21 protein-coding genes are annotated in these 24,608 nt (G+C 49.7%); 8 read left to right on the forward strand and 13 right to left on the reverse strand.

Features of this window, described 5'->3' with window-relative positions; translation table 11 throughout:
- Nucleotides 1–108: 108 nt before the first annotated feature.
- From HV037_RS24815 to HV037_RS14750, 3 genes are all read right to left on the reverse strand, one after another.
- A complete protein-coding gene (locus tag HV037_RS24815) occupies nucleotides 109–726 on the reverse strand; it encodes a LuxR C-terminal-related transcriptional regulator (protein ID WP_019076517.1) in 618 nt (205 codons plus the stop codon).
- Entirely contained in the window at nucleotides 723–1,175 is a 453-nt protein-coding gene (locus HV037_RS14745) for a CaiF/GrlA family transcriptional regulator (RefSeq protein ID WP_019076516.1), read from the reverse strand. The genes HV037_RS24815 and HV037_RS14745 overlap by 4 nt, the downstream gene beginning before the upstream one ends.
- Before the next feature lie 356 nt (nucleotides 1,176–1,531).
- Entirely contained in the window at nucleotides 1,532–2,206 is a 675-nt protein-coding gene (locus HV037_RS14750; protein ID WP_103283923.1) for a tyrosine-type DNA invertase, read from the reverse strand.
- 148 nt (nucleotides 2,207–2,354) lie between these two features.
- Between HV037_RS14750 and HV037_RS14755 the strand changes: the two genes are divergently transcribed.
- Nucleotides 2,355–3,197, forward strand: coding sequence for a helix-turn-helix transcriptional regulator (locus tag HV037_RS14755; RefSeq protein WP_019076514.1), 843 nt, complete (start codon nucleotides 2,355–2,357; stop codon nucleotides 3,195–3,197).
- Here the strand turns inward: HV037_RS14755 and HV037_RS14760 are convergent.
- The gene (locus HV037_RS14760) at nucleotides 3,194–3,745 is read right to left on the reverse strand and encodes a tyrosine-type recombinase/integrase (protein WP_103283924.1); all 552 of its coding nucleotides are present in this window, start codon (nucleotides 3,743–3,745) and stop codon (nucleotides 3,194–3,196) included. The genes HV037_RS14755 and HV037_RS14760 overlap by 4 nt on opposite strands.
- A gap of 143 nt (nucleotides 3,746–3,888) precedes the next feature.
- On the reverse strand, nucleotides 3,889–4,059 hold the full coding sequence (locus HV037_RS14765) for a hypothetical protein (RefSeq protein WP_181022919.1): 171 nt from the start codon (nucleotides 4,057–4,059) through the stop codon (nucleotides 3,889–3,891).
- A gap of 78 nt (nucleotides 4,060–4,137) precedes the next feature.
- Between HV037_RS14765 and HV037_RS24625 the strand changes: the two genes are divergently transcribed.
- From HV037_RS24625 to roxA, 4 genes are all read left to right on the forward strand, one after another.
- Nucleotides 4,138–4,284 (forward strand): 3'-5' exoribonuclease, encoded by a 147-nt coding sequence (locus tag HV037_RS24625; RefSeq protein WP_233896619.1) that lies wholly within the window; start codon nucleotides 4,138–4,140, stop codon nucleotides 4,282–4,284.
- A gap of 384 nt (nucleotides 4,285–4,668) precedes the next feature.
- Nucleotides 4,669–5,340, forward strand: a complete 672-nt coding sequence (gene phoP / locus HV037_RS14775) for a two-component system response regulator PhoP (RefSeq protein WP_003846709.1) — start codon at nucleotides 4,669–4,671, stop codon at nucleotides 5,338–5,340.
- A complete protein-coding gene (gene phoQ, locus HV037_RS14780) occupies nucleotides 5,340–6,803 on the forward strand; it encodes a two-component system sensor histidine kinase PhoQ (RefSeq protein WP_103283925.1) in 1,464 nt (487 codons plus the stop codon). Before phoP ends, phoQ begins: the two co-directional genes overlap by 1 nt.
- A 92-nt stretch (nucleotides 6,804–6,895) precedes the next feature.
- Nucleotides 6,896–8,017, forward strand: a complete 1,122-nt coding sequence (gene roxA / locus HV037_RS14785) for a [50S ribosomal protein L16]-arginine 3-hydroxylase (RefSeq protein WP_016152697.1) — start codon at nucleotides 6,896–6,898, stop codon at nucleotides 8,015–8,017.
- Between the two features lie 104 nt (nucleotides 8,018–8,121).
- Here roxA and pepT read toward each other — a convergent pair whose 3' ends face one another.
- Entirely contained in the window at nucleotides 8,122–9,348 is a 1,227-nt protein-coding gene (pepT, locus tag HV037_RS14790) for a peptidase T (protein ID WP_047415361.1), read from the reverse strand.
- Nucleotides 9,349–9,598: 250 nt separating this feature from the next.
- On the opposite strand from pepT, the gene potA reads away from it, so the two are divergent.
- The 3 genes from potA to HV037_RS14805 all read left to right on the forward strand — a co-directional run bounded on the left by potA (nucleotide 9,599) and on the right by HV037_RS14805 (nucleotide 12,648).
- On the forward strand, nucleotides 9,599–10,735 hold the full coding sequence (gene potA, locus HV037_RS14795) for a spermidine/putrescine ABC transporter ATP-binding protein PotA (protein ID WP_016152695.1): 1,137 nt from the start codon (nucleotides 9,599–9,601) through the stop codon (nucleotides 10,733–10,735).
- A complete protein-coding gene (gene potB / locus HV037_RS14800; protein WP_016150058.1) occupies nucleotides 10,719–11,582 on the forward strand; it encodes a spermidine/putrescine ABC transporter permease PotB in 864 nt (287 codons plus the stop codon). The genes potA and potB overlap by 17 nt, the downstream gene beginning before the upstream one ends.
- Nucleotides 11,583–12,414: 832 nt before the next feature.
- Nucleotides 12,415–12,648 (forward strand): hypothetical protein, encoded by a 234-nt coding sequence (locus HV037_RS14805; RefSeq protein WP_029139493.1) that lies wholly within the window; start codon nucleotides 12,415–12,417, stop codon nucleotides 12,646–12,648.
- A 19-nt stretch (nucleotides 12,649–12,667) separates the two neighbouring features.
- On the opposite strand, the gene HV037_RS14810 is transcribed toward HV037_RS14805, so the two are convergent.
- From HV037_RS14810 to cspG, 7 genes are all read right to left on the reverse strand, one after another.
- Nucleotides 12,668–21,250, reverse strand: coding sequence for a glucoamylase family protein (locus HV037_RS14810; protein ID WP_103283926.1), 8,583 nt, complete (start codon nucleotides 21,248–21,250; stop codon nucleotides 12,668–12,670).
- Between the two features lie 156 nt (nucleotides 21,251–21,406).
- Nucleotides 21,407–21,571 (reverse strand): YnfU family zinc-binding protein, encoded by a 165-nt coding sequence (locus HV037_RS24450; RefSeq protein WP_175299807.1) that lies wholly within the window; start codon nucleotides 21,569–21,571, stop codon nucleotides 21,407–21,409.
- 163 nt (nucleotides 21,572–21,734) lie between these two features.
- A protein-coding gene (locus HV037_RS14815) for an IS3 family transposase (RefSeq protein WP_103283726.1) occupies nucleotides 21,735–22,846 on the reverse strand; the annotation gives its coding sequence in 2 pieces (ribosomal slippage) (nucleotides 21,735–22,585 and nucleotides 22,585–22,846; 1,113 coding nt in all).
- A gap of 633 nt (nucleotides 22,847–23,479) precedes the next feature.
- Nucleotides 23,480–23,653, reverse strand: a complete 174-nt coding sequence (locus HV037_RS14820) for an addiction module toxin, GnsA/GnsB family (protein ID WP_016152691.1) — start codon at nucleotides 23,651–23,653, stop codon at nucleotides 23,480–23,482.
- A gap of 206 nt (nucleotides 23,654–23,859) precedes the next feature.
- Nucleotides 23,860–24,090: a hypothetical protein gene (locus HV037_RS14825; RefSeq protein WP_019076503.1), complete on the reverse strand. Its 231-nt coding sequence runs from the start codon at nucleotides 24,088–24,090 to the stop codon at nucleotides 23,860–23,862.
- A gap of 73 nt (nucleotides 24,091–24,163) precedes the next feature.
- A complete protein-coding gene (locus HV037_RS14830; RefSeq protein WP_146053243.1) occupies nucleotides 24,164–24,352 on the reverse strand; it encodes a cold-shock protein in 189 nt (62 codons plus the stop codon).
- Nucleotides 24,353–24,362: 10 nt separating this feature from the next.
- Nucleotides 24,363–24,575, reverse strand: coding sequence for a cold shock protein CspG (gene cspG / locus HV037_RS14835; RefSeq protein ID WP_016152690.1), 213 nt, complete (start codon nucleotides 24,573–24,575; stop codon nucleotides 24,363–24,365).
- Nucleotides 24,576–24,608: the final 33 nt, after the last annotated feature.

Raw genomic sequence — 24,608 nt, forward strand, 5'->3', positions numbered from 1 at the left:
ATATAAGCGTTGAAATGCACCACTGCCCGGGCGTTAATTTACGGTTTGCATGAGAAAAGTCTTATCAATTTCGGAAGTGCATCCGGTCAGCACGTGTCATCCCGGCGCTCACAAAAACGTCCTGTTCATAATCCATGCAATATCATTCCGGTTTCTCAGACCTGTTTTAAATATCGCCCTTTGCCGGTAGTAACATACATTCCGGTAATGTATCCGCATACGTTTTGCGATATCACTCACCGTATCCCCACCCAGAAGGTAATTCATGACGCGTCGTTCATTGACACTTAAACGCGTATATCTGTGCCCTCCTTTTATATAACGGGAGGGGTGCACCAGAATACGCAAAAATATATTTTGTAACTGACGAAGCCCCTGTGACGGAGAAATCCATACAAACGGGTGCCGGATATTATCCAGAGTCTGCTGGCATCCAAATAAAATGCATGGAGTTCCTCTCAGCTCGTGGTGCTCAGAATACAGTACTGACAGATTCCACAGAAACCACAACGCTTTCACCATCACGGGTGCCTCATGACAACTCAGGTCCACCACAATGGCACTCTGTTTCCCGGGGAGGTGTCTGTCAGACAGAATATGCGACACAATCTGCTCCGGGGCTTCCACAGAAATAACCTGAACAGCATGTACCCCGGCACTTTCAATCAGTTTAAACAGCCCAAGACGGGTGTACTGACACTGACTCATCAAGAATATCTGTTTCATCCGTTTTCAATCAGCTCCTGAGGAGGCTGTTCATTCTGTTTTCTGGATAACATCCACTGACGTAGTTGCTGAAATTTTGTCACTGGCCTGAGTTGCTGCTTTACTGCAGGGACAACAGTTTCCGACAGAAAATCCAGTTTTGCTCCTGAACTGGCTGGCATTTCCTGCGGAATCTGTACATCCAGGATGCGCAGGGCGCGTCTTCGTCCCGTTGTCGGTTCGTTCTGTATGAAGCGCCTGCTGCAGATATGATTTCGTCCCTCGTGCTCAATGTAATGCAGAATATCTTTTGCTGCTCTCTGGGGAATATGAAACTCCCGACTGACGACCTCCATCGTCAGTAACCTGCCGGTTCGTATCCCCCAGAAGGCCACGATGATATACAGTGGTTGAGACTGCATATCCTGGACACACTCAGGACAGAAAAAATGTCTCTTTATTCGGCGCATACCCGCCCCTGAATATCTCTCAGTTAAAAGTTATGGATTAAGGAACACTGGCACCTTCCCCAGACCAGTAATGACAACAGACATCTGTTGCCACAGGCATCGAATTATCAGCGCCAGGTAACATGCAATGCCGACAGGATTTCGAGAGAAGATCGGTTGTCAAAATGACCCATTTTGACAACAATGGATGAATACAACGATTTTAGGTTAATTATTGGTGTTATTTTATAGATATGGCGATTAATTTGGTGATTTATGCCGAGAAAGGTTCTTTGGAAAATTCAGAAAATTGACCGACTTCAAGCTCAGCGCTTACAAAATAGAAGTGATTGGATGGTTTTATTGATCTAAATCAATTATTTGTTAATAAGTTGTTGGCTGCATAATACGTGTTTTTTTAATATTGCATCTTGCAAAGCAGGTGGTTTACAGTTTGGGTCAAAAAGTTGCTTTTTGCCCCTTTTTGACCGATTCCATACCCGCTCAAAGCGGGCCGAATTTGAAGCCGTATAAATCACCGTATGCCGGATATTCCGGTGTCCCAGATAATCCTGAATCAGCCGCGTATCAATACCATTATCCGCCAGTGCATAACCACAGCCATGCCTGAGCATATGAGGGTGGACGGATACGGCCAGTCCGGCTTTCTTCCCGGCTTCAGCCAGCAGGTCATAGAACCGCTGACGGGTGAGAGGACGTCCCGACCTGGAAATAAAAAGCCAGTCCCCTTCCTCTTCTGCGGTCGGGGATTTTATCGTCGCCCTGGCCGTAAGCCAGCTTCTGAGGCACTTCACCTCTTCATCTAGTAAAGGATGAATGGTACTGAAACCATTTTTGAGGCGCCGGACACACAGTTTTCGGGACACGAGCTCCAGATCAGTAAGCCGCAGTGAAAGCAGTTCACTGACCCGCAGTCCGTGCAGAAAGGCCAAGAGTATCATGCAGGCGTCGCGCTCCGGGTGACGACTGGTGTGTGTAACCTGCAACAGCAAAGAAACTTCATGATGGGTGAGAAATTTGCGAGAAGACATTAATTGTTCCTGTCTGGTGAAACAGAGTAATAGAGAGTGGCACATTAAAAACGATTGACGATGGCGAAACGTGCTAGATTCAGAAAGTACAGCGAGATCACGGCTGTGTTTAATCCACAACTACCAGCGATACATAAATGGATAAGAGATGAATTTGGTTCAGCAATTGACGGGGATCATAGAGGAAAATTTAAACAGCGCACTGCCGGTTAAAAAGCTGGCAAATCGTTCAGGTTATTCAGAGCGTTGGCTGTATAGTCTGTTTCTGGAAGAGACGGGAATGAGTGTTGCACAGTATATTCGTCGAAGGAAACTTACACTGGCAGCTTCACTGTTACGTCATACTAGCCGTCCGGTAACAGATATTTCACTTATGTATGATTTCAGTTCCCTCCAAAGTTTTTCACGGGCGTTCAGGCATCAATACAGGATTTCTCCGTTGCAGTATCGGTCAGCCAACACCTGGGATATGCAGTATGCTCAACCTGTACTATATAACCTGAAATTATGTACTGAATTTAAGATGATCAATATAGCACAGGGCAATAACATGCCGGTATTTTTACACAAAAAACCCGTCACACTAGGCATGGACTTTATTAATACGATTAATCATGGGCGTCTAGTTTTTAACAAAAACTTGTTTCAGGCTATTATGTCAATTTATAGACCAACTTATAGAATGTCTGATTTCATAATGGTAGGCGAGATGGTTCCGTCAAAAAATACTGATTCAGAGCTTATTTATAATTTTGAAGAACTCGGCAAACAAAAAAAACCAGAGAAACTCCTCCCTGATGGGTTATTTGCCAGTCAGAAGTTCAGTGGAACGTATGAACAGATTTTTGAATTCCAGATGTACGATGCCTATACATCTCTGTGTAAAAATAAATGTATTTTAAAAAAGGGCCCTATGTATACACTATTTCACAGAAATGGGAATAAAAGTATTATGAACGCGCAATTCCTCATCCCCTGCCTGAAAGCTTAGCGTTGCCAGGCTCGCTGAAAACGTCCGGGATTACTGGCTGTATACAGTACAGTATGATGAATATTCCTGTGCCCGAGATAATCCTGGATAAGTCGTGTGTCCAGCCCTTGGTTAGCAAGAGCATAACCACAAGCATGTCGTAGCATATGTGGATGAACCTTAACTCTAAGACCTGCACGCTGGCTGTATCGAGCACATAATTTATACACCCACTGTCTGGATATTTTTTTGCCGTGAGTTGACAGAAAAAGATAATCCTCCTGACTACCTTTCGCATATCTTTTCCTGATCTGAATCCAGCGCTGCAATAATTCTATGGTTTCTGGCTGCAATGGATGAGAGGTTGACAATCCATTTTTTAACCGCCGTATGAAGACTATTTTTTCGGTCATATCAAGATCGCCCAGTCTCAGGTCTATCAGTTCACTGACTCGTAACCCATGGATATATGCCATCTGCAACAAGGCTTTATCCCGGACTTCATTTCGCGTACCATGTATAGCGTTGAATAAAAGTTCCCATTCGCTGTGAGTAATATATTTACGCATAATCCCTCCTGTAATATTTATGCGGAAATTTAACTGTTAACAGAACATATAGCTTATCAATTTCGGAATTCTGATGTTCTGAAGGTCGAAAATTCGTAGCCGACTACGCTACTTCACTTCATACTTGACTTAACTGGATACCCTCATACTACTGGGCGATCAGGCCAGTTAATGACTGGTGTCTGGTTGGTATCGACACGATTAATCAAGTGACCATTTTCTAATTCAAAATCAAACACAGTGACAAAACCATCTTTCGTTAGAGGTGGCTCAATATCGCTACTGTATGCAGGCAACCCAATATTAGTGGACATGAATCCATTCCCCTTAGCCACATGTTCAGTTATGGGAAATGGTTGCTCGTTTGATACGTCATTCTTCACCGCGCGTATGTGTTAACAAAAACGCCCTTCGCTGTTCCATTCTGGAATGACAGAGACATAAGGACCATGGTCGAACTGGGTAAATCTGTCGGTATCAATCCACGCTTCGACATCCCGTTTGAAGGTGACACGCACAATGCGCTTTCTGACGCATGACATCAGGTCAAATACGTATCTACAATCTGGCCAGACAGTGCCGCGCGTCCTCAACAGTCAATAAACAGAAGGCAGTTTTATCAGAAATGCTTAAGCTCGCAAACCGAAGCCAGTTTATATTGCATGCTCCTTATGAAGGAGTGTCGCGACTCAAGTTATCTAAAAATGGACCCGACCCACTTTTAATTCATGAGTACCAGGTACTGATAGCCGCCCTTCCCCGTAGCCAGGCATTAATCATCATTGTTGCCGTACATACAAGGATGAGGCCAGGCGAGATATGCGCCCTCGCATGGGAAGATATTGTTTAATTTCATAGCGCTGCTTTCAATCTTCATAATCAGCGTTAAACTATTTATACCGTTATTTTAGGGAGAAACGATGATGCGCGTACTGGTTGTCGAGGATAATGCTTTATTACGCCACCACCTCAAGGTTCAGTTACAGGATTTAGGGCATCAGGTGGATGATGCAGAAGATGCGAAGGAAGCGGACTATTATCTGAATGAACATCTGCCGGATATCGCGATCGTTGATTTAGGACTCCCCGATGAAGACGGTTTGTCATTGATCCGCCGTTGGCGTAGCAATGAGGTTTCGTTGCCGATTCTGGTGTTAACCGCGCGTGAAGGCTGGCAGGACAAGGTGGAAGTACTCAGCGCCGGAGCCGACGATTACGTCACAAAACCGTTTCATATCGAAGAGGTGGCAGCGCGCATGCAGGCACTGATGCGTCGCAACAGCGGTCTGGCATCGCAGATTATCTCTCTTCCTCCTTTCCAGGTGGACCTCTCTCGGCGCGAGTTATCCGTCAATGATGAAGTTATCAAGCTCACGGCGTTCGAATACACCATTATGGAAACACTTATCCGTAATAACGGCAAAGTGGTCAGTAAAGATTCGCTCATGTTACAGCTTTACCCGGATGCCGAGCTACGTGAAAGCCACACCATTGATGTTCTGATGGGGCGTCTGCGTAAAAAAATACAGGCGCAATACCCGGATGATGTCATCACCACCGTGCGTGGCCAGGGATATCTTTTTGAACTGCGCTAATGAATAAATTATTGCGTCATTTATTCCCGTTATCACTGCGGTTGCGCTTTTTACTGGCAACCGCGGGCGTGGTATTGGTGCTTTCGCTGGCCTACGGCATGGTTGCCCTGGTGGGCTACAGCGTCAGCTTTGATAAAACAACGTTCCGCCTGCTGCGGGGCGAAAGTAACCTGTTCTATACCCTGGCAAAATGGGAGAACGGTAAGATAAACGTCGAGCTGCCTGAGAATCTCGATATGCAAAGCCCAACAATGTCGCTGATCTATAACGAAGACGGTGAGTTGTTGTGGGCGCAGCGCAATGTTCCCTGGCTGACGCACAGTATCCAACCGGAATGGCTAAAAGCGAACGGTTTTCATGAGATTGAAGCCAATGTAGATGCCACCAGCACCTTACTGGGCGAAGATCACTCCGCTCAGCAGCAGCTAAAAGAAGTCAGAGAAGATGACGACGATGCCGAAATGACCCACTCGGTCGCCGTGAACGTCTACCCCGCCACTGCCAGAATGCCACAGTTGACCATAGTGGTTGTCGATACCATTCCTATTGAGCTAAAGCGCTCGTATATGGTCTGGAGTTGGTTTATTTATGTGCTGGTCGCCAATCTGTTGCTGGTCATTCCGCTGTTATGGGTAGCCGCCTGGTGGAGTCTGCGGCCTATCGAATCGCTGGCGCGTGAAGTCCGTGAGCTTGAGGAACATCATCGAGAGATGCTAAACCCCGCCACCACGCGCGAACTGACCAGCCTGGTCCGCAATCTTAATCGACTTTTAAAAAGCGAACGCGAGCGCTACGACAAATACCGTACGACGTTAACAGACCTCACCCACAGCCTGAAAACACCGCTGGCGGTATTACAGAGTACGCTCCGCTCGATGCGTAATGAAAAAATGAACGTGAGCGACGCGGAACCCATCATGCTGGAACAAATCAGCCGTATTTCCCAGCAGATTGGCTATTACCTGCATCGCGCCAGCATGCGTGGCAGCAGCGTGCTGCTTAGCCGCGAACTGCATCCAGTCGCGCCGTTGCTGGATAAACTCACCTCGGCGCTAAATAAGGTGTATCAGCGTAAAGGCGTCAACACAAATCTCGATATCTCACCCGAAATCAGTTTTGTGGGCGAACAGAACGATTTTGTCGAAGTAATGGGCAACGTGCTGGATAACGCATGTAAATATTGTCTGGAGTTTGTCGAGATTTCAGCGCATCTGTCCGAAGATCAGCTACACATTCTGGTTGAAGATGATGGTCCTGGTATTCCGCAAAGCAAACGGGAAGTGGTGTTTGACCGTGGACAGCGTGTCGATACGCTACGACCAGGGCAAGGCGTTGGACTGGCTGTGGCGCGAGAAATCACCGAACAGTATGACGGGCAGATTATTGCAGGCGATAGCCTGCTGGGTGGCGCGCGCATGGAAGTTATTTTTGGCCGCCAGCAGCCGGGGCAGATAGACGAGTAATCGCCGCATGTAATAAATATGTACTGATTTCCCGCTTGCGGTTAAGTATCCGTTATAATCGGTTGCAGATACCAGCCTGCGGGATGCTCATTATGGAATACCAACTCACACTTAACTGGCCCGATTTTCTTGAACGCCACTGGCAGAAACGCCCGGTGGTCTTAAAACGCGGGTTTAACAACTTTATTGATCCACTCTCTCCTGACGAACTGGCTGGACTGGCAATGGAAAGCGAAGTCGACAGCCGACTCGTCAGCCACCAGGACGGTAAATGGCAGGTTAGCCACGGTCCGTTCGAAAGCTATGATCATCTCGGCGAGAACAACTGGTCGCTGCTGGTACAGGCGGTCAATCACTGGCATGAACCCACCGCCGCGCTGATGCGTCCGTTTCGCGAACTGCCGGACTGGCGGATTGACGATCTGATGATCTCCTTCTCTGTCCCCGGCGGCGGCGTTGGCCCACATCTTGATCAGTACGATGTGTTTATCATTCAGGGAACCGGGCGACGTCGCTGGCGCGTGGGCGAAAAACTGCAGTTGAAGCAGCACTGCCCTCACCCGGACCTGCTGCAGGTCGCCCCGTTTGAAGCCATCATCGATGAAGAGCTGGAACCCGGCGATATCCTGTACATTCCACCAGGATTCCCGCACGAAGGCTATGCGCTGGAAAACGCCATGAACTATTCGGTCGGTTTCCGCGCGCCGAATACCCGCGAACTGATCAGCGGGTTCGCCGATTACGTTTTGCAACGTGAGCTGGGCAGCACGTATTACAGCGATCCTGACCTGCCGCCGCGCGATCATCCGGCTGACGTTCTGCCGCAGGAAATGGACAAGCTGCGTGAAATGATGCTCGGACTGATTAATCAGCCGGAACATTTCCAGCAGTGGTTTGGCGAGTTTATATCTCAGTCTCGTCATGAGCTGGATATTGCTCCACCGGAGCCGCCGTATCAGCCAGACGAAATTTACGATGCCCTGAAGCAAGGGGATGTGTTAGTGCGTCTGGGCGGATTGCGCGTATTGCGCATCGGCGATGACGTCTACGCCAACGGTGAGAAAATTGATTCACCGCATCGCCCTGCCCTGGAAGCGCTTGCCAGCCATATTGTTCTGACGGCCGAGAACTTTGAGGATGCGCTGGAAGATCCGTCTTTCCTTGCCATGCTTGCCGCACTGGTTAACAGCGGATACTGGTTCTTCGAAGGATAATACGAACGGTGCCTGATGCGACGCTAGCGCGTCCTATCAGGCCTTCTGGAGTGAAATACTGTAGGCCGGATAAGCGAAGCGCTATCCGGCATCTATCGATAAATTTACTGCTGCTTTGCGGTTAACTCCGCAATACGTACAATCACCCGCACCGCTTTTTCCATTCCTTCCAGAGTTACAAACTCATGTTTACCATGATAGTTGTAGCCTCCGGTGAACAAATTCGGACACGGTAATCCCATAAACGACAGCTGCGCGCCGTCGGTGCCGCCACGAATAGGTTTCAGCACCGGCTCAATATCGCAATCGCGCATCGCCTTCTGGGCGATATCCAGCACATGCGGATGCTCAATCACTTTTTCGCGCATATTGTAGTAGCTGTCTTCAATCACCAGTTCGATATAGCAATCCGGGTGTAACCCTTTGCCGACCTTTTTGGCGATCTCCATGATCTTGCGTTTGCGCGCTTCAAACTGCTTGCGGTCAAAATCACGGATGATGTAGTGCATATCCGCCCGATCGACCGTCCCTTTCATGCTCGCCAAATGATAAAAGCCTTCGTAGCCTTCCGTCGTTTCCGGGCTTTCGTCTGCCGGAACCTCAGCATGAATACGAGCAGCCAGCGACAGCGCATTCACCATCACCCCTTTTGCGGTACCGGGATGGACATTGTTGCCGACAATTTTGATATTAACCGACGCGGCGTTGAAGTTTTCAAATTCCAGCTCTCCCACGCCACCGCCGTCAACGGTATAGGCCCACTGCGCATCAAATGCCGCAACGTCAAAATGCTTCGCCCCTTTACCAACCTCTTCGTCCGGCGTAAAGGCCACGCGGATATCACCGTGCGGAATATCTTTTTGGATGAGCACAGCCAGCGCGGTCATGATTTCCGCTACGCCTGCTTTATCATCCGCGCCTAGCAGCGTTTTACCGTCTGTGGTGATCAGCGTCTGACCCAGAAGTTGATGCAGCACCGGGAACATCACCGGCGACAGAACTTCATCACCAATGCCTAACGCAATATCGCCGCCGCGATAGTTTTCAACGATTTGCGGATTAACGTTTTTACCGCTGAAATCCGGTGAGGTATCCACATGGGAAATAAAGCCGATCGCGGGAATATTGCCAGCAACGTTAGCGGGCAACGTGGCCATCAGCGTCCCCTTTTCGCTCAGTGAAATGTTAATCAGCCCCATCTCTTCGAGCTGTTGTTTGAGCAGTTGTAATAACTTCCACTGTCCTTCGGTGCTGGGTACCTGCCGCACGCCCGATTTTGATTGGGTGTCCAGCGACACGTAGTGTAAAAAACGCTCAAGTAGTTTATCCATGCAGTCACCCTCACTTTTTGTGACAACATTATCAATAAGCAACAAAAGACAAATATTGCGTCAGGTCACTTTTATCCCCGCAAGTGAGAATATTTCGCCCTGACATCCCCTCTGACTATAGGGCTAAGTCAGTAATTCGCAACAAGGATTGGCGATTACCATGGTTTGCCGTAGAATAACGGCCCTCATTAAGAGTCATCAAGGTGGTTAACCACGAACCCCGCAGCGGTCAGCCATCCGTTGCGTTTACATGGGACAGAGTAAAAAATTGAATAAACAACCGCGTTCGCTTTCTCCACTGGTGCAATTAGCGGGAATTCGCAAAAGTTTCGATGGCAAAGAGGTGATTTCCAGCCTGGATTTGACCATCAATAATGGCGAGTTTCTCACGCTGCTTGGCCCCTCTGGCTGCGGTAAAACAACCGTTCTTCGCCTGATTGCCGGTCTGGAAACGGTTGATTCCGGTCATATCATGTTGGACAACCAGGACATCACTCACGTTCCGGCGGAAAACCGCTACGTGAACACCGTCTTCCAAAGCTATGCGTTATTTCCCCACATGACCGTATTTGAGAATGTGGCCTTTGGCTTACGCATGCAAAAAACGCCCGCAGCCGACATTCCTCCCCGCGTTACCGAAGCTCTGCGCATGGTGCAACTGGAAGAGTTCGCCCAGCGAAAACCGCATCAACTCTCCGGTGGACAGCAGCAGCGCGTAGCGATTGCCCGAGCGGTGGTCAATAAACCCCGTTTACTTCTGTTAGACGAATCTCTCTCTGCGCTGGACTACAAACTACGCAAGCAGATGCAGAACGAACTGAAAGCGCTGCAACGTAAGCTTGGTATCACCTTTGTCTTTGTCACTCACGATCAGGAAGAGGCGCTGACCATGTCAGACCGTATCGTGGTGATGCGCGATGGCAAGATTGAGCAGGACGGTACGCCGCGCGAAATCTACGAAGAGCCGAAAAATCTGTTCGTCGCCGGGTTTATCGGTGAGATCAACATGTTTAACGCGACGGTGATAGAACGTCTGGACGAACAGCGCGTTCGTGCTAACGTTGAAGGTCGTGAGTGCAATATTTATGTCAACTTCGCGGTGATTCCCGGACAGAAGCTGCACGTCCTGTTACGCCCTGAAGATCTGCGCGTTGATGAAATCAACGACGACAATCATATCGAAGGCCTGATCGGCTACGTGCGTGAACGCAACTACAAGGGCATGACGCTGGAGTCGGTTGTGGAACTGGAAAATGGCAAGATGGTGATGGTCAGTGAATTCTTCAACGAAGACGATCCTGACTTTGACCACTCTCTCGACCAGAAAATGGCGATTAACTGGGTAGAAAGCTGGGAGGTCGTACTGGCTGATGAAGAACACAAGTAAATTCCAGAGTGTGGTGATCGTCACCATTGTCGGTTGGCTTGTGTTATTTGTCTTTCTGCCCAACCTGATGATCATCGGCACCAGCTTTTTGACCCGCGACGATGCCAATTTCGTCAAAATGGTCTTTACGCTGGAAAACTATACACGCCTGCTCGATCCGCTCTATTTTGAGGTACTGGTTCACTCCCTCAATATGGCGCTGATTGCCACGCTCGCCTGTCTGGTGCTCGGCTATCCGTTTGCCTGGTTTTTGGTGAAACTGCCGGAAAAAGTGCGTCCATTGCTGCTGTTCCTGCTGATTGTTCCGTTCTGGACCAACTCGCTTATTCGCATCTACGGACTCAAAATATTCCTCAGTACCAAGGGCTACCTCAACGAATTTCTGTTGTGGCTCGGCGTGATCGATACCCCCATTCGCATCATGTTTACCCCCAGCGCGGTGATTATCGGCCTGGTGTACATCCTGCTGCCGTTTATGGTGATGCCGCTCTATTCCAGCATTGAAAAGCTCGATAAACCGCTGCTGGAAGCCGCGCGCGATTTGGGCGCCAGTAAACTTCAGACCTTCACCCGCATCATTATTCCGTTAACGATGCCGGGAATTATCGCCGGATGCCTGCTGGTTATGCTGCCCGCAATGGGGCTGTTTTACGTTTCCGATTTAATGGGCGGGGCGAAAAACCTGCTGATTGGCAACGTGATTAAAGTTCAGTTCCTGAACATCCGCGACTGGCCGTTCGGTGCTGCCACCAGCATTACGCTGACCATCGTCATGGGTCTGATGCTGCTGATCTACTGGCGCGCCTCCCGCTTGCTGAACAAGAAGGTTAGCGACATTGATAGTTAACCGATATTACCTAAAAAGTTAAAATGATCATGGCATGCAGTTTACCCTCAAGTAAACTGCATGCCAGGTCACGAACGGGGATAAGATTTGTAAAATCAGAAAGGAATTGTAAACGCGCAAAAATATGCCGTCATGATACGCATGAATTTATTATCGATATTCAAGAAATTGTCTTCTGGATTCATCATCTTCAAGGTACTCAAATGAGAGAAGGCGAATTTTGGTAAGGTTATAAAACCACTCGCAATCGTTTCGTTGAATAATTTCGCCAGGCTTGAAACATATTCCGGATGCTTCCCGGATAATCGCATATTTACCATTATTAAACCTGGCCCTGTGGATACAGAAAGATTGACCAACCTGCCCATGACAGCTGTTCGAAAGGATATGTCCTTCAATAAAAATAGATTTTTTAGATTTCATCATCATATCCTCTCAAACTACAGTACAGGAGCAATATTGTCATTTCCCAACATCACTCACGTTAGGTGGCAGAAGCCGATCAGCCGCCGATACACCAGCATTCTGATGGTCTGAACAACAGCCCACAGGCAGGGCACTCCAGAACCGCATCTTTTCTTAGTTTACCTGCTTTCTGATCGGCTCTGTATGCGCATACCGGGCAGGCAACATGCACCGGTCTTTCTTTAAAGTGCCTGAGTCCTTTTGTATAAGACATAAATAATTCTCTGAGGAATACAGTAATTATTATACGCCTTAATATAAAAATAACTGGCTTAAGTTATGTTAATTTATGATTAAATCAGGATATCAGATATTGAAAATTAAACGTCTGATTTATGATATAATACCCTTCCGTGAGAAATTTATCATGAAATCAGAAGACACCCTTGACTGGTACCCGGCCCAGTTGCCACCAGTGAAAATTATTCTTGGCGAAGCCGTGCTGGCAGTGGGCAAACAGGGCCGACCTATTAATACCCGAACTTTGCTGGAATACCTTCAGGTCATGCAGGACAAGCAAAAAAAACGAGATGATAAAATCGCCATGCAGACAGCGATTGAGGTTCTCAGGGATAATCAGCGCATTAACGGCAGACGTTAATGCGCGTCCGGACTCAGTGTCAGTTCTGAATAATCTCAACCGTATGGTTTTGTCCATCATCCCGCAGCGGTATTCTGTCATCAGGGAGGAGAACACCATCCAGTGTAACGCGATATTCTGCATCGCCGTGTGAGACACTAATCTGATAATGGCTTTCGCCATATTGATAAGTCATAGAAAAAGACGGCCACCCATCCGGCAACCGGGCATGAACCGTAAGGTCAGCACCGGAACGTTTTATCCCCAGTAATTCCTCGGTAAGTAAACGCCAGGCCCAGCCTGATGAACCGGTATACCAGCTCCATCCGGCACGTCCGATATGGGGAGCGACGCTGTAGACATCAGCGCTCATGACATAAGGCTCGGCTTTATAAATCCCGACGGAGTTCACATTCAGAGTATGATTTATCGGGCTGAGCATGGACCAGAGTTGCCAGGCACGTTCGGCATTCCCCATTCGGGCAAATGCCATCACAGCCCAGATAGCGCCATGTGTATACTGCCCTCCGTTTTCCCGCACACCAGGCAGGTAGCCCTGTATGTAACCCGGATTTGGACCGTGCCCATCGAAAGGCGGTGTTAATAGTTTTATCAGTCCCCCCTCGCTATCCACAAGGTGCTTATCCAGCGCCTGCATGGCCTTTGCGCACCGTCCCGGGCTAGCGGCCCCGGACAATACTGACCAACTCTGGGCAATCGCATCAATACGGCAGTCCTGTGAGGCTTTCGACCCCAGGGGAGTACCATCGTCAAAATATCCACGCCGGTACCATTCACCATCCCAGGCGTGGGCTTCGAGATTGTTTTGCAGGCGCACAGCCTGCGAACGGCACATTGAGGCGACGCTTTCATCCAGCCTACGATCAGCCAGCGCCGCAAACCGCTGCAAAATGTCGAACAGAAAGAAGCCCAGCCAGACGCTTTCACCCTTGCCGTCGATCCCCACCCGGTTCATGCCGTCATTCCAGTCACCCGCCCCCATCAGCGGCAGACCATGCTCCCCGAACTGTTGTCCATACTTAATGGCTTTGACGCAGTGTAACCAGAGAGTCTCTTCGGTACCGCTGATCACCGGCGTATCATAGGCAGACTCTTCACCAGGCTGAAGCGGACGTCCCTCCAGATAAGGAATACATGTTTCCAGTACATCCATATCCCCCGTCGTTTCAACATAGTGGCAAACGGCAAGCGGAAGCCACAGATAGTCATCGGAACAGCGGGTGCGCACCCCGTTGCCGTGTGGCGGGTGCCACCAGTGCTGTACATCACCCTCAATAAATTGCCGTGATGCACACAGGATTATCTGTTCTCTCATCCGGTTCGGATCAGCATGACTCAGCGCCAGCGTATCCTGCAGTTGATCGCGAAAACCAAATGCGCCGCCGGACTGGTAGTAACCGCTGCGAGCCATCAGGCGACAGGCTACCGTCTGGTACAATAGCCAGCCATTCACCAGTAAATTTACCGATGTGTCGGGGGTGTTAACCACAATTTTATCAAGCACATTGTGCCAGTGGTTGTGAACCCGGTTCAGCTCCTCGCGGACCGTCTCCTCATTCATATAACGGGCAAGCGTCTCCTGAGCTCGAATATGATTCTCCTCTGCGCCGAGGATAAAAATAAACGTCCTCTGATCGCCATCAATTAATGTTACCGCCGATTGTACTGCCCCGCAGGGATCCAGACCGGCGCCCGTTTTACCTGAAAGCCTGCGTAGCTTCATGACCGACGGGGCGTACAGAGAACCATTACGACCGATAAACTCCCGGCGATCCCCGGTCAACGAACAGTCATTACCGCTGACGGCAAAAAAGGCAGTACGACCGCTACCGTTATCGCCATAAAAGTTGTTCGCCAGCACTCCGCAGCCGCCAGGCGGTCTGGCCGCATGTGTCACAATGTGAGGGGCTGAACGAGTTCGTGTTCCTCCGAGCGTCCACTCCACATAGCCGGTGACGGAAAGTTTGCGTGTCCGACCCGAAGAGTTACTGAGCGTCAGGAGCGCCAGTTTAACCGGCGCCTCTTCGGCAACCAGGACCGTCAGCTCGCTGTCTATACCATTCTCTCGATGGGCAAACACGCTGTAACCGAAACCATGGCGGGTCAGGTAATCACCATGTCCGCGAACAGGTAAAGCCGTCGGTGACCAACACTCACCGCTCTCTTCATCGCGCAGATAAAACGCCTCGCCGCTGCGATCGCTCACCGGATCGTTCTCCCACGGTGTCAACCGGTATTCATGTGCATTCTCGTACCAGGAGTAGGCCTGTCCCGCCTCTGAAATCACAGTGCCAAAACGGGCATTTGCCAGTACGTTTGACCAGGGAGCCGGTGTCTGCGCATCTTCCCGCAGGACAATCTGATATTCCCGACCATCCTGAGAAAATCCACCGTACCCATTGAAATGGCATAACTGACTGATATCGGGGCTCCAGTCCGTATGTTGATTACGCTCGCGCACAGCTCGTGGAATGAGTGCTCTGGCCTGAGGTTTAAGGGTGTGAGTACGCTGATTAAGCTGCTCATTGATACTGCCTGTGCGGTCATCAAGATAAAGACAGGCCACGCTCATCAAAAGCAACTTATCCTCAGCAGAGAGATGCTCGCCATTACGAACAAAAATACCGCCCGTTTTGTCCAGCAGACTGGCTTCAGACCCGGCATAAATTAAGTCCATAATCTGATTTTGTAAGCCCTGCTGGTAGCCGCCGGGACTGTTATTCAGGATAACCAAATCAACATCCAGTCCTTTCTGTCTCCAGTAACGGTGCGCCTGAATCAGTGTGGTCACTGAGGCAATACTTTCCTCGCTGGTAATACTGAGCAGCACTATCGGCAGATCGCCTGAAATTGCCCAGCCCCACAGACCGGACTGACCACGCCGGTTGCGGCTGATCGCCTGGCCTTCGGCGCGCAGCTCCTGGACAGGGTAAAGCACCGCGCTGGCAAGACGATTAAACAAAGTGGCATCATCTTCACTGGCGTTCATCTGGCGTAATACCACCAGACTGTGAGACCAGGCCAGTTCAAAGACGCGATCAGCGATAGGGTAATCGCGGTATTTTTCCAGCAACGCCAGGCTCTGCTGGCGGGTCTCGCTGATGCCATAAATGATATCAATCGTGACCGGCTGCCCCGGCTGCAGAGTGATGGTGTGGCGTATTGCCAGGATCGGATCCAGCACTGACCCCGACGTGTTGCTGAGCGCCCCGCCTGCCTTTATTGCCTGGGCATCCGCAGGGTTTCTGCCACGGCCAAGAAATTTTGCCCTGTCTGTTTCAAACGAAACGTTATGACGGTTATCGCCATGCACCACCATCATGTGAAACAGGCAGGGACTCGCTTCACCCGGTGAACGCGGGCGCCGGTGGCAAAGAATAGCGTCACGCTCAGGATCCAGTTCCGTCTGAATAAACAGATTGCTAAATGCCGGGTGTGCCAGATCGCTGGCTTCAGGCGCCAGTACTACTTCGGCATAGGTTGTCAGTTCCAGAGAGCGAGGCTGGCGACCACGATGAATCAGTGTGAGCCGTCGCAACTCAATATCATCCTCCGGGGAGATCACAACCTGAGTTTTGACGCTGAGCCCATCGAAAGTGCGTCTGAATTCAGCACTCGCATCGGTGAATATCACTTCCTCGTCATGCCCGCTGGTGTGGGCTGTCGGTTGCCAGGTATTGCTCGACACATTCCCCGTCTGTATATCGCGGATATAGCAGAATGCTCCCCAGTTATCGCGGGTGGTATCACTGCGCCAGCGCGTGAGCGCAATATTATTCCAGCGACTATAGCCGCCGCCGCCCGTGGTCAACATCAGATGATAATGGTTGTTGGACAGCAGTTGAATATCCGGGGCCGGCGTGTCCACGCCATAGAAAATACGGGGTTCATAGCGAACGGGTTTGACCCTGCCCTCATGAGATTCAAAATGACGGCGCGGACTGTACAGATCGACTGCATCCGGCACGCGTTCCTGTAACAGCAGGCTCGCTGATCGGAAGACCGTACTGGACATGAAGCGTTCAGTCATCGGGGCGTCAAGTAGCACATGAGCCAGCGCCTGAAACGCCATGCCCTGGTGATGCGCCATCCAGGACTGAACCACCGCATAGAGCTGACCGGTTGCGAGGCGTGAGGGAGTATAGTCCAGCGCTTCATAAAAACCGTATTCACCATGTGCGCCATTTTTTTGCAGCCTGATCAGGTTCTCACAGGCTTTCTGTGGCGAGACCATCAACGCCAGCAGTGTGGCGTAAGGGGCGACAACCATGTCATCAGCAAGCCCCCTGCGCAGGCCGAGACCCGGCACACCAAATGCCTGATATTGATAATTATGCTGAACATCAAAAGCATGATAACCAGACTCTGAAACGCCCCACGGTACTCCGCGTTCTTTCCCCCAATGAATCTGGCGCATTACCGCCGACTGACTCATTTCATCGAGCAGGCTGCCAGGCCAGGTGGGCATTACCAGATTCGGCATCAGGTATTCAAACATTGACCCGCTCCAAGACATCAGGGCGGTTTCATTGTCAATGGTGGTGAACAGTCGCCCCAGCGCGTACCAGCTTTTAAGAGGCAGTTGATTAGTGGCAATGGCAAGAAAGCTGGTCAGGCGGATTTCAGACGGCAGAAGATCGTAGTGGCTCTTGTCAGGCATATTCGTGTCACAGTTATAGCCAACACTGAGCAGACTGGTTGCTTCGCTGTACAGAAAGGCGAAATCCATCCGGGCATGCTCATCCAGCCGTTGTTCAAGTTCAGTGATAATATTGAGTCGCATCCGGGCCTGCTCCGTCGCTGACGCCGGGGGGGTTCCTACACCAGTAAATGTTGCGCGGGCAAGCTCGCACAAAGTCGGCAGCGTCTGTTCGTTCCAGGATGCAGGTAACCAGCCAAGCAGCAGCGACCACTCATGGCAAAGCTGAACCAGTTGATGCTCCAGATGTCCTGCCCAACGCATCTGAAGAGGAGATCCCTGATGGCATAGCGTGTTCAGGTGATTGCACTGGGTGCGCATATTTTTCAGCTCGCTGAAAAATGTCTGCGGAGAGAGCGACACCGCGCTCAGGCAGTGTTTTCGCAGCAACCGCAAGCTGTCAGGCGGGTTCTGACCCCACTGTTTTTCCAGAATATCCAGCGTATCGTTCAGTCCTGCCAGTATCTGTTGGCGATTTAAAACTGGCTGATGACGCATGGCGGACAGCCCTGCACGCAGCGTCAACAAATGCCCTGCCATGTTGCCGCTGTCGACGCTTGAGATATAGCGTGGGCTGAGGGGGGCCAGCGTACGAGTGTCATACCAGTTGTAGAGATGGCCCCGGTAGTGCTCCATTTTATCCATTGTGTCGAGCGTGAGCGACACGCGCCGGAGCACTTCCCCGCCGGGCAGGTAGCCAAAGTCCCATGCCGTCAGGTTAGCCATGAGGGAAAGGCCAATATTGGTAGGAGAAGTTCGATGGGCCACCGTCGGCTGCGGTATTTCCTGGTAATTATCAGGCGGAAGCCAGTTCTCTTTTTCTGTGGCAAAGGTTTCAAAAAACGCCCAGATTTCACGGCTTGTCTGGCGCAACAGCTGTTTTTGTTCCGGATTGGGCGAAAACACCTTACGCGCAGGCTGACGACTCAGCCAGCTCATCAGCAGCGGTGCCACACACCATAACAAACCGATCGGCAACGCAATCCCCAGCAGTTGTGGAGCAAATTGTCCGGTCAGTATTATCAGCATCACACCACATGCAACATTCAGCCACATCGCCTGATAAAAACGCGCGACAGTGGGTCCGGCCTGATTGCTGTCCTGGCTGTGGCTGACCCACTGGCTGAGGTGACGCCTGCTGATCCCCAATCGCCATAACGTCACGGCGATCGCTTTTAGCGAATATCCGGCTTCGTGCGGCAGTATCGCAAAATTAAGGCCGATACCTGACAAACGCTTCAGCGCGCCCGCCCCTACCAGTAACAGATGCGGCTTCAGGCGGCGACGCAGAGGTTTATGCAGCAGGTCATGGGTGATGCAGAGGATGGTTGGCAACAGCCATATCAGCGACAGTACGCCCAGCCAGTAAACCGGATTAGGTACCCCAAGCAGGGTGAAGAACAGCAATACCAGTAATGAGGGGGCGACCAGACTGCGACGCAGATTATCGAGTAATTTCCAGTAAGAAAGCGCGGTCAGCGGATTCCTGGCCCGGGTTCCATCGGCTCTTCTGACACGTGGTTTCAGCCAGTTAAGCAGTTGCCAGTCACCCCGGATCCAGCGTGAACGGCGTGCAACATCCGACAGATAATTATTCGGGTACTGTTCATAGAGTAACACCTCACTGAGCAGACCCGAACGTGCATAGCATCCTTCGAGTAGATCATGGCTGAGAACCAGGTTTTCCGGGCAGGTGTTGGCCGTGGCCTGCATAAAAATGTCAACATCGTAAATCCCTTTCCCCACGAACGATCCTTCCCCAAAAAGATCCTGATAGATATCCGAAGACATCATCGAATAGGGATTATTGCCCGGTATGCTGCTGCGCATGGCGGCGTAACGTCCCTGACCGTTGCGTGGTATCTCCTCCGCAAGGCCGGGTTGTAAAATGCCAAATCCTTTGACAACCCTCTGGCGTACCGGATCATACTCTGGCGTATTCAGCGGATGCGCCATCGTCGCGACCAGTTTGTGCGCCGTATCTCGCGGCAGCACCGTATCACTGTCCAGGGTAATGACGTATTTAATATGGCCCGGTAAAAGGTTAGCAGGCATGTCTGCAACGCTGACGAATTGTGTCCCCGGATGGCGCAACCAGCTGTTCAGTAACGCCAGTTTTCCCCGCTTGCGTTCATAGCCCATCCACGTTCCTTCCGCGGGGTTCCATTCAGGTTGGCGGTGTAGCAGGTAAAAACGTGGGCGACTGGAGGGATAGCGGCGATTCAGCGCCTGCGTATCGGCGATCGCCTGTCTGAGCAGCTTCTGGCTTTCCGGCGAGGGTTCATTTGCAGAATCAGCGAAATCAGTGAGCAGCGCAAACCTGAGATTTTCGTTTTCATTCCCCAACCAGCAGACTTCAAGACTGGTGAGGAGTTGGCTGAAACTTGCGTGGCTGGTCAGCATGCAGGGGATGACTAACAGAGTGGCGCTGTCAGGGGGAATGCCGGTTGAGAAATCCATCCGCGGCAAGGGGCGAGGAACGCGAAAACGGGTGGTGGCGTCACTGAGTAAATCGCTCATCAACTGAGTTACAGCGATAATCAGAGGGAATATCACCGCGATTAACAGCCAGTCTGCGCCTTGCATGGCTGTTTCGTGCAAAATCGCTGCGGTCGTTGCGGTTGTCAACAACGCCAGGCTTCCAAGCCATGACAGCAGGGTTATTCTGTTGAAACTGTGCCGCAAGCGCATGAGCCTTGAGGTGTCTGCTAACAGATGAATTTCCAGCGCCTGCCGACCTTCGCCTGCGAGATAATAACCAACATGATGTTCCAGTGTATCGGGAGCACTGTTTCCTGAAAGCGTCAGCACCCTGTCAGCAACGTCAGGCTCGCTGAGACCACTGTCTCTGGCCAGGACCTCAACAACGTGCCGGTAATGATCCCGGGTATTAAAGTGCATCCGAGGATAGATACCGGCAGGATCATTGCGTAATGCCTGTTCGACGACACTTATCGTTTCGGCGAAATCAGCCCAATCCGTTTCACTCAGTAATCGCAGACCCGCGATACTGTTACTGACAGATAGCTGGCTGGCGGCAAGCTGTTGATTGAAATTATGTATGAGAACGTCGGTGGTGATCCCCTGTTCCCGAAGGCACTGATCAACCCAGGTCAGAGGTAACGACAGCGCATTGCCATGCCCCTGCAGGCGCCGCACCAGCTCTGCGACAAACGCACTGGTTAACGTAGGTCGGGAGCGTGCCATATCGGCAACCACCATGATTAAATCGCCAGGGGCATTCTCTGCACATCCGAAAATCTTTGTTATCCACATATCAGCCAGCGTTCTGTCCTGCTGCGCTTTGATCACTTCGATACTGATACGACGAAGATTTTCTATCAGCGCCAGGCGCAGCATTCCCGGTAACGCCCAGACTTCACCTAATGTCAGCGGGGTCACCTGTTGATAGGCGGTGAGATAGCTGGTCAGGCTGGCGGCATCCCAGCGCCCGTCACCGTGAGCAATGGCCTCTGATGCAATATTGTAAATTCGTGGGCAATTCAGCGGCGACATCAGCGACGGGAGACCTTTACCAAAGCTTTTCGGCAAGTGCTGGCGGACAGTGCGGATTTGTTCCTCAATCAGATAATAATTGTCCAGTAACCACTCCCCGGCAGGCATGATACTGGTCTTTTTACCCGCGTTAAGCTCATAACAACTTTGGGTAATGATGGCCTCATTCTCGCCGAGTCTTTTTAGAAGATAATAAGGATGTTTATCCGGCGATAATTTATGGGTCCGTGCGAGCTTCTGACCGTAGCGTTCCATCTGGGCGGTCGAAAAGAGTTCTGACTGCAGCGTGCTTTCACCGGCAGGATCGTTCGCCGAAAACGTTACGCTTTCGGGAGCATTCATCGGAATATGGGAGCGGTTAAACCACGCCCTGGGGTTCATTTTCATAGCATTGCTCTGATGCAGAGTTAGCATGCAGGAGCAGTTGCGAAATCAGTTCAGAAACGTTCTCTCAGGATGGGCGTAAGGCATCAGGGATTTAACAGCTGCCGGGATTTGACTTAAGTATAGAACACCGGGTTTAGGTGCAACTAAGTGTCAGGATTATCGTGGTGAAACAAACAGTGTTTTACAGCCAGGGCACAGCATTGTCTGCTTAAGGCGAATTTTAGAAATAGATTGGGATGAACGTAAGCCGCAGGCCGGGCAGATGACAGTAGTCGTCGATACGCCGCCGAGGTACTTCATTGCGTAATCGATGAGAGACATGATGATTACCCTTTCGATGAATGAGATTCACTGTACCACGTTTGGATAAAATTTAACCATTTAATTTATCTTCCTATTTTTTATCCAAAAGGGGGATATCACAGGGTAGATGACGACGTTTGCCAAGATAGATATTTGCAGCCACAGTGTAAATAGACCCGTTTTAGTTCCATGCATTTTTTGAGATCCCGGCCAAATAATGGTGCTGTCGGTATTCCTCCGGTGTCATATTGTTCAGTGATTCATGCGGGCGTTCACAGTTATATTCTGACAACCATTTCTCCGTAATTTCCCGCACTTCATTCAGCGTTCTGAACAGATAAAAATCGAGTATTTCTGTACGGTATGTCCGGTTAAAGCGCTCAATAAAAGCGTTCTGCGTCGGCTTACCCGGCTGAATAAATTCCAGTTTTACTGCATGTTGCTCTGCCCATTCAGCCAGTGCCAGAGAGATAAATTCCGGACCATTATCCATGCGTAGCATGACCGGATAGCCGCGATTTGCCGCAATCCTCTCGAGTACACGGACCACGCGCAAAGCTGGCAGATTCAGATCGATTTCAATCGACAATGCCTCACGGTTAAAGTCATCAACGACATTGAACGTGCGAAAACGACGGCCACAGACCAGAGCATCATGCATAAAATCGACAGACCAGCTCTGGTTCAGCGCTTCCGGTGTGGCCAGTGGCGAGGGATTACGCACCGGCAACCGTTGTTTGCCTTTACGGCGAAAATTCAGCTTCAGCAGACAATAAATACGATGGATCCTTTTGTGATTCCACGGGTATCCCTGCCGCCGCAGAACCTGGAAAAGTTTTGGAAAACCGTATCGTGGGTATCGCTCTGCCACTGCCTGCAACGCGACAATAACAGGTTCGTCACGCGTGGTATCCGGACGGTAATGGTAAACCGTTCTGCTCAGGTTCAGACTCCGGCAGGCCTGACGGATACTGAGTCCAAATGTCGTTATCAGATGAGTGACCAGCTCACGCTTAAAGGCTGGTTTTAAAGCTTTTTTTCGATAACGTCTTTCAGCGCCCGGTTCTCAAGGCTCAGGTCGGCAAACATCTGTTTGAGACGTCGGTTCTCGTCCTCAAGATCCTTGATCTTTTTAATATCAGAAGCCTCCATGCCGCCGTATCTGGACTTCCAGTTGTAGTAGGTGGCTTCAGAGATACCGGCCTCCCGGCAGACATCTTTAACAGTTCGTCCGCCTTCAACCGACTTAATCACAGCGATGATCTGATGCTCAGTAAAACGGGCTTTACGCATAGCGATCTCCTTCGTTGGCAGATTGGTTATGCCGGATGATCTCTAAATGTGAATGGCACGATTATGCGGGATGTTTACAACAGGGGCCGTTGAGACCGTTGCTCCGCCACTCTTCGATACGGCTCTCTGCAGTCCGCTCTGGTATACAATGACCCGCTTCGATATTTCTTCCGGGAAATACTATGATATTTACCCTGAACTTTTCCTTTATTCCTTAGTCTAATAATCAAATCCATCTGAAATGAAGAAAATTTATGATTACCAGCCTTTCATTGGTATTTACCGTCATTACCGCTCTGTGCATTATGTTGTTTGCTGCGGTAAAAGTAGGAGTTGGGTTATCTAACAATCCCGACCGAAATGATAATTAACCCATTCGCAGGCTACTACGTCATCCCACTCCCCTCAATGTGATACCCACTGACCACGAAATATTCGACAAGTGCATTCCCTGCCCTGAGCCAGCAGTAGCCCGATAGCGCGGGCTGGCATCGGAAAGGCCCCATTAAAAAATCAGGCCTTGTCTCTATGGTTAAAAATGAAGGTTTTGACAACATCCAAATTTTTTGACAGTAATAAAAAAGCATTACCTTTTAAGATAATGCTTTTCATTCAAGCTGGGTCTTTTAACAATTAGATCAATGTAATTTTAATATCATAGCTTTCAAGCCCAGTCATTTTTTCACGAGCAGTAAACTGGATGTCGGAAACTTCTTTTCCTGTCTTTTTTTTGAGTTCAACAATTTTTTTTGTAATGAATTCAGAAATATCCGCTTCAGTTTTTGTTTTTAACTCTTCGACGTTCATTATTTACCTCTCTTGATCTCTAACGTATCAACGCCAAGTATGTAACATTCCCCGTGGAGCACTTATAACAGCGCTGACATGTTTAAAAGATAGAATGGAAAGACTCAATAATCAAGAGGTTGCAGTGCAATCTTCATACAAGAAAAGCGCAAAAAACCTGCAAACCACTGGACTACTATCTCGGTCGGTAAAGAAACAATCAGATGTCACTTCAAAAGCTTCGATGCTGCCTCGAGAATCTCTTCGGAACTGACATCGCGATCAGAGGCAACATAAACTATTTTATGGTCTCCTGTCAGAGATGGAAATCCTGCTGACATCACGGACAGGTGTGCTTTTTCCCCATTGGGAAACTCACGCATTATCGAAGTAATTCCCTTCATTACGGATACAACAACTGCCGGTTCTGAGTTAAAAAAAACGATTACTTTTTTCATAATGATACCGTGATTGTTCGTACAAAGATGAACGGTTTAGCATACAAAAAAGGCTCCATAAGGAACCTGAACTTTATTTTCTAAAATCTAACAAAGTCTGACCAGAACGAATGTATAGCGCAATATTGTCAAATGTAATCATTACCGATTTGCAAAAAATACATTTTGCTCCGAAAGGATTTTTTTCAGTAACATCAAAGCTCGACGTTCTGTACTGAGATCCGTGGCAACACGGGCATCTGAAGTGAATATTATGTGTAATAACAGTTACCTTATACAACCACGACATTAACTGCTGAGGGGCCTTTAGGTCCCTGTTCAACACTAAACTCAACTTCCTGATTCTCATTCAGCGTCTTGAAATCATTACTCTGGATAGCAGAAAAGTGTACAAACACATCTTTACTGCCATCTTTAGGGGTGATAAACCCAAAACCTTTTTCAGGATTGAACCATTTAACTAAGCCAGTCATTTTATTAGACATAATTATTACCTTTCTTGAGTAAGCCCTTGGGCA

Source organism: Citrobacter sp. RHBSTW-00017 (genome assembly GCF_013797615.1).
In the GTDB taxonomy this organism is placed as follows: Bacteria; Pseudomonadota; Gammaproteobacteria; order Enterobacterales; family Enterobacteriaceae; genus Citrobacter; species Citrobacter braakii.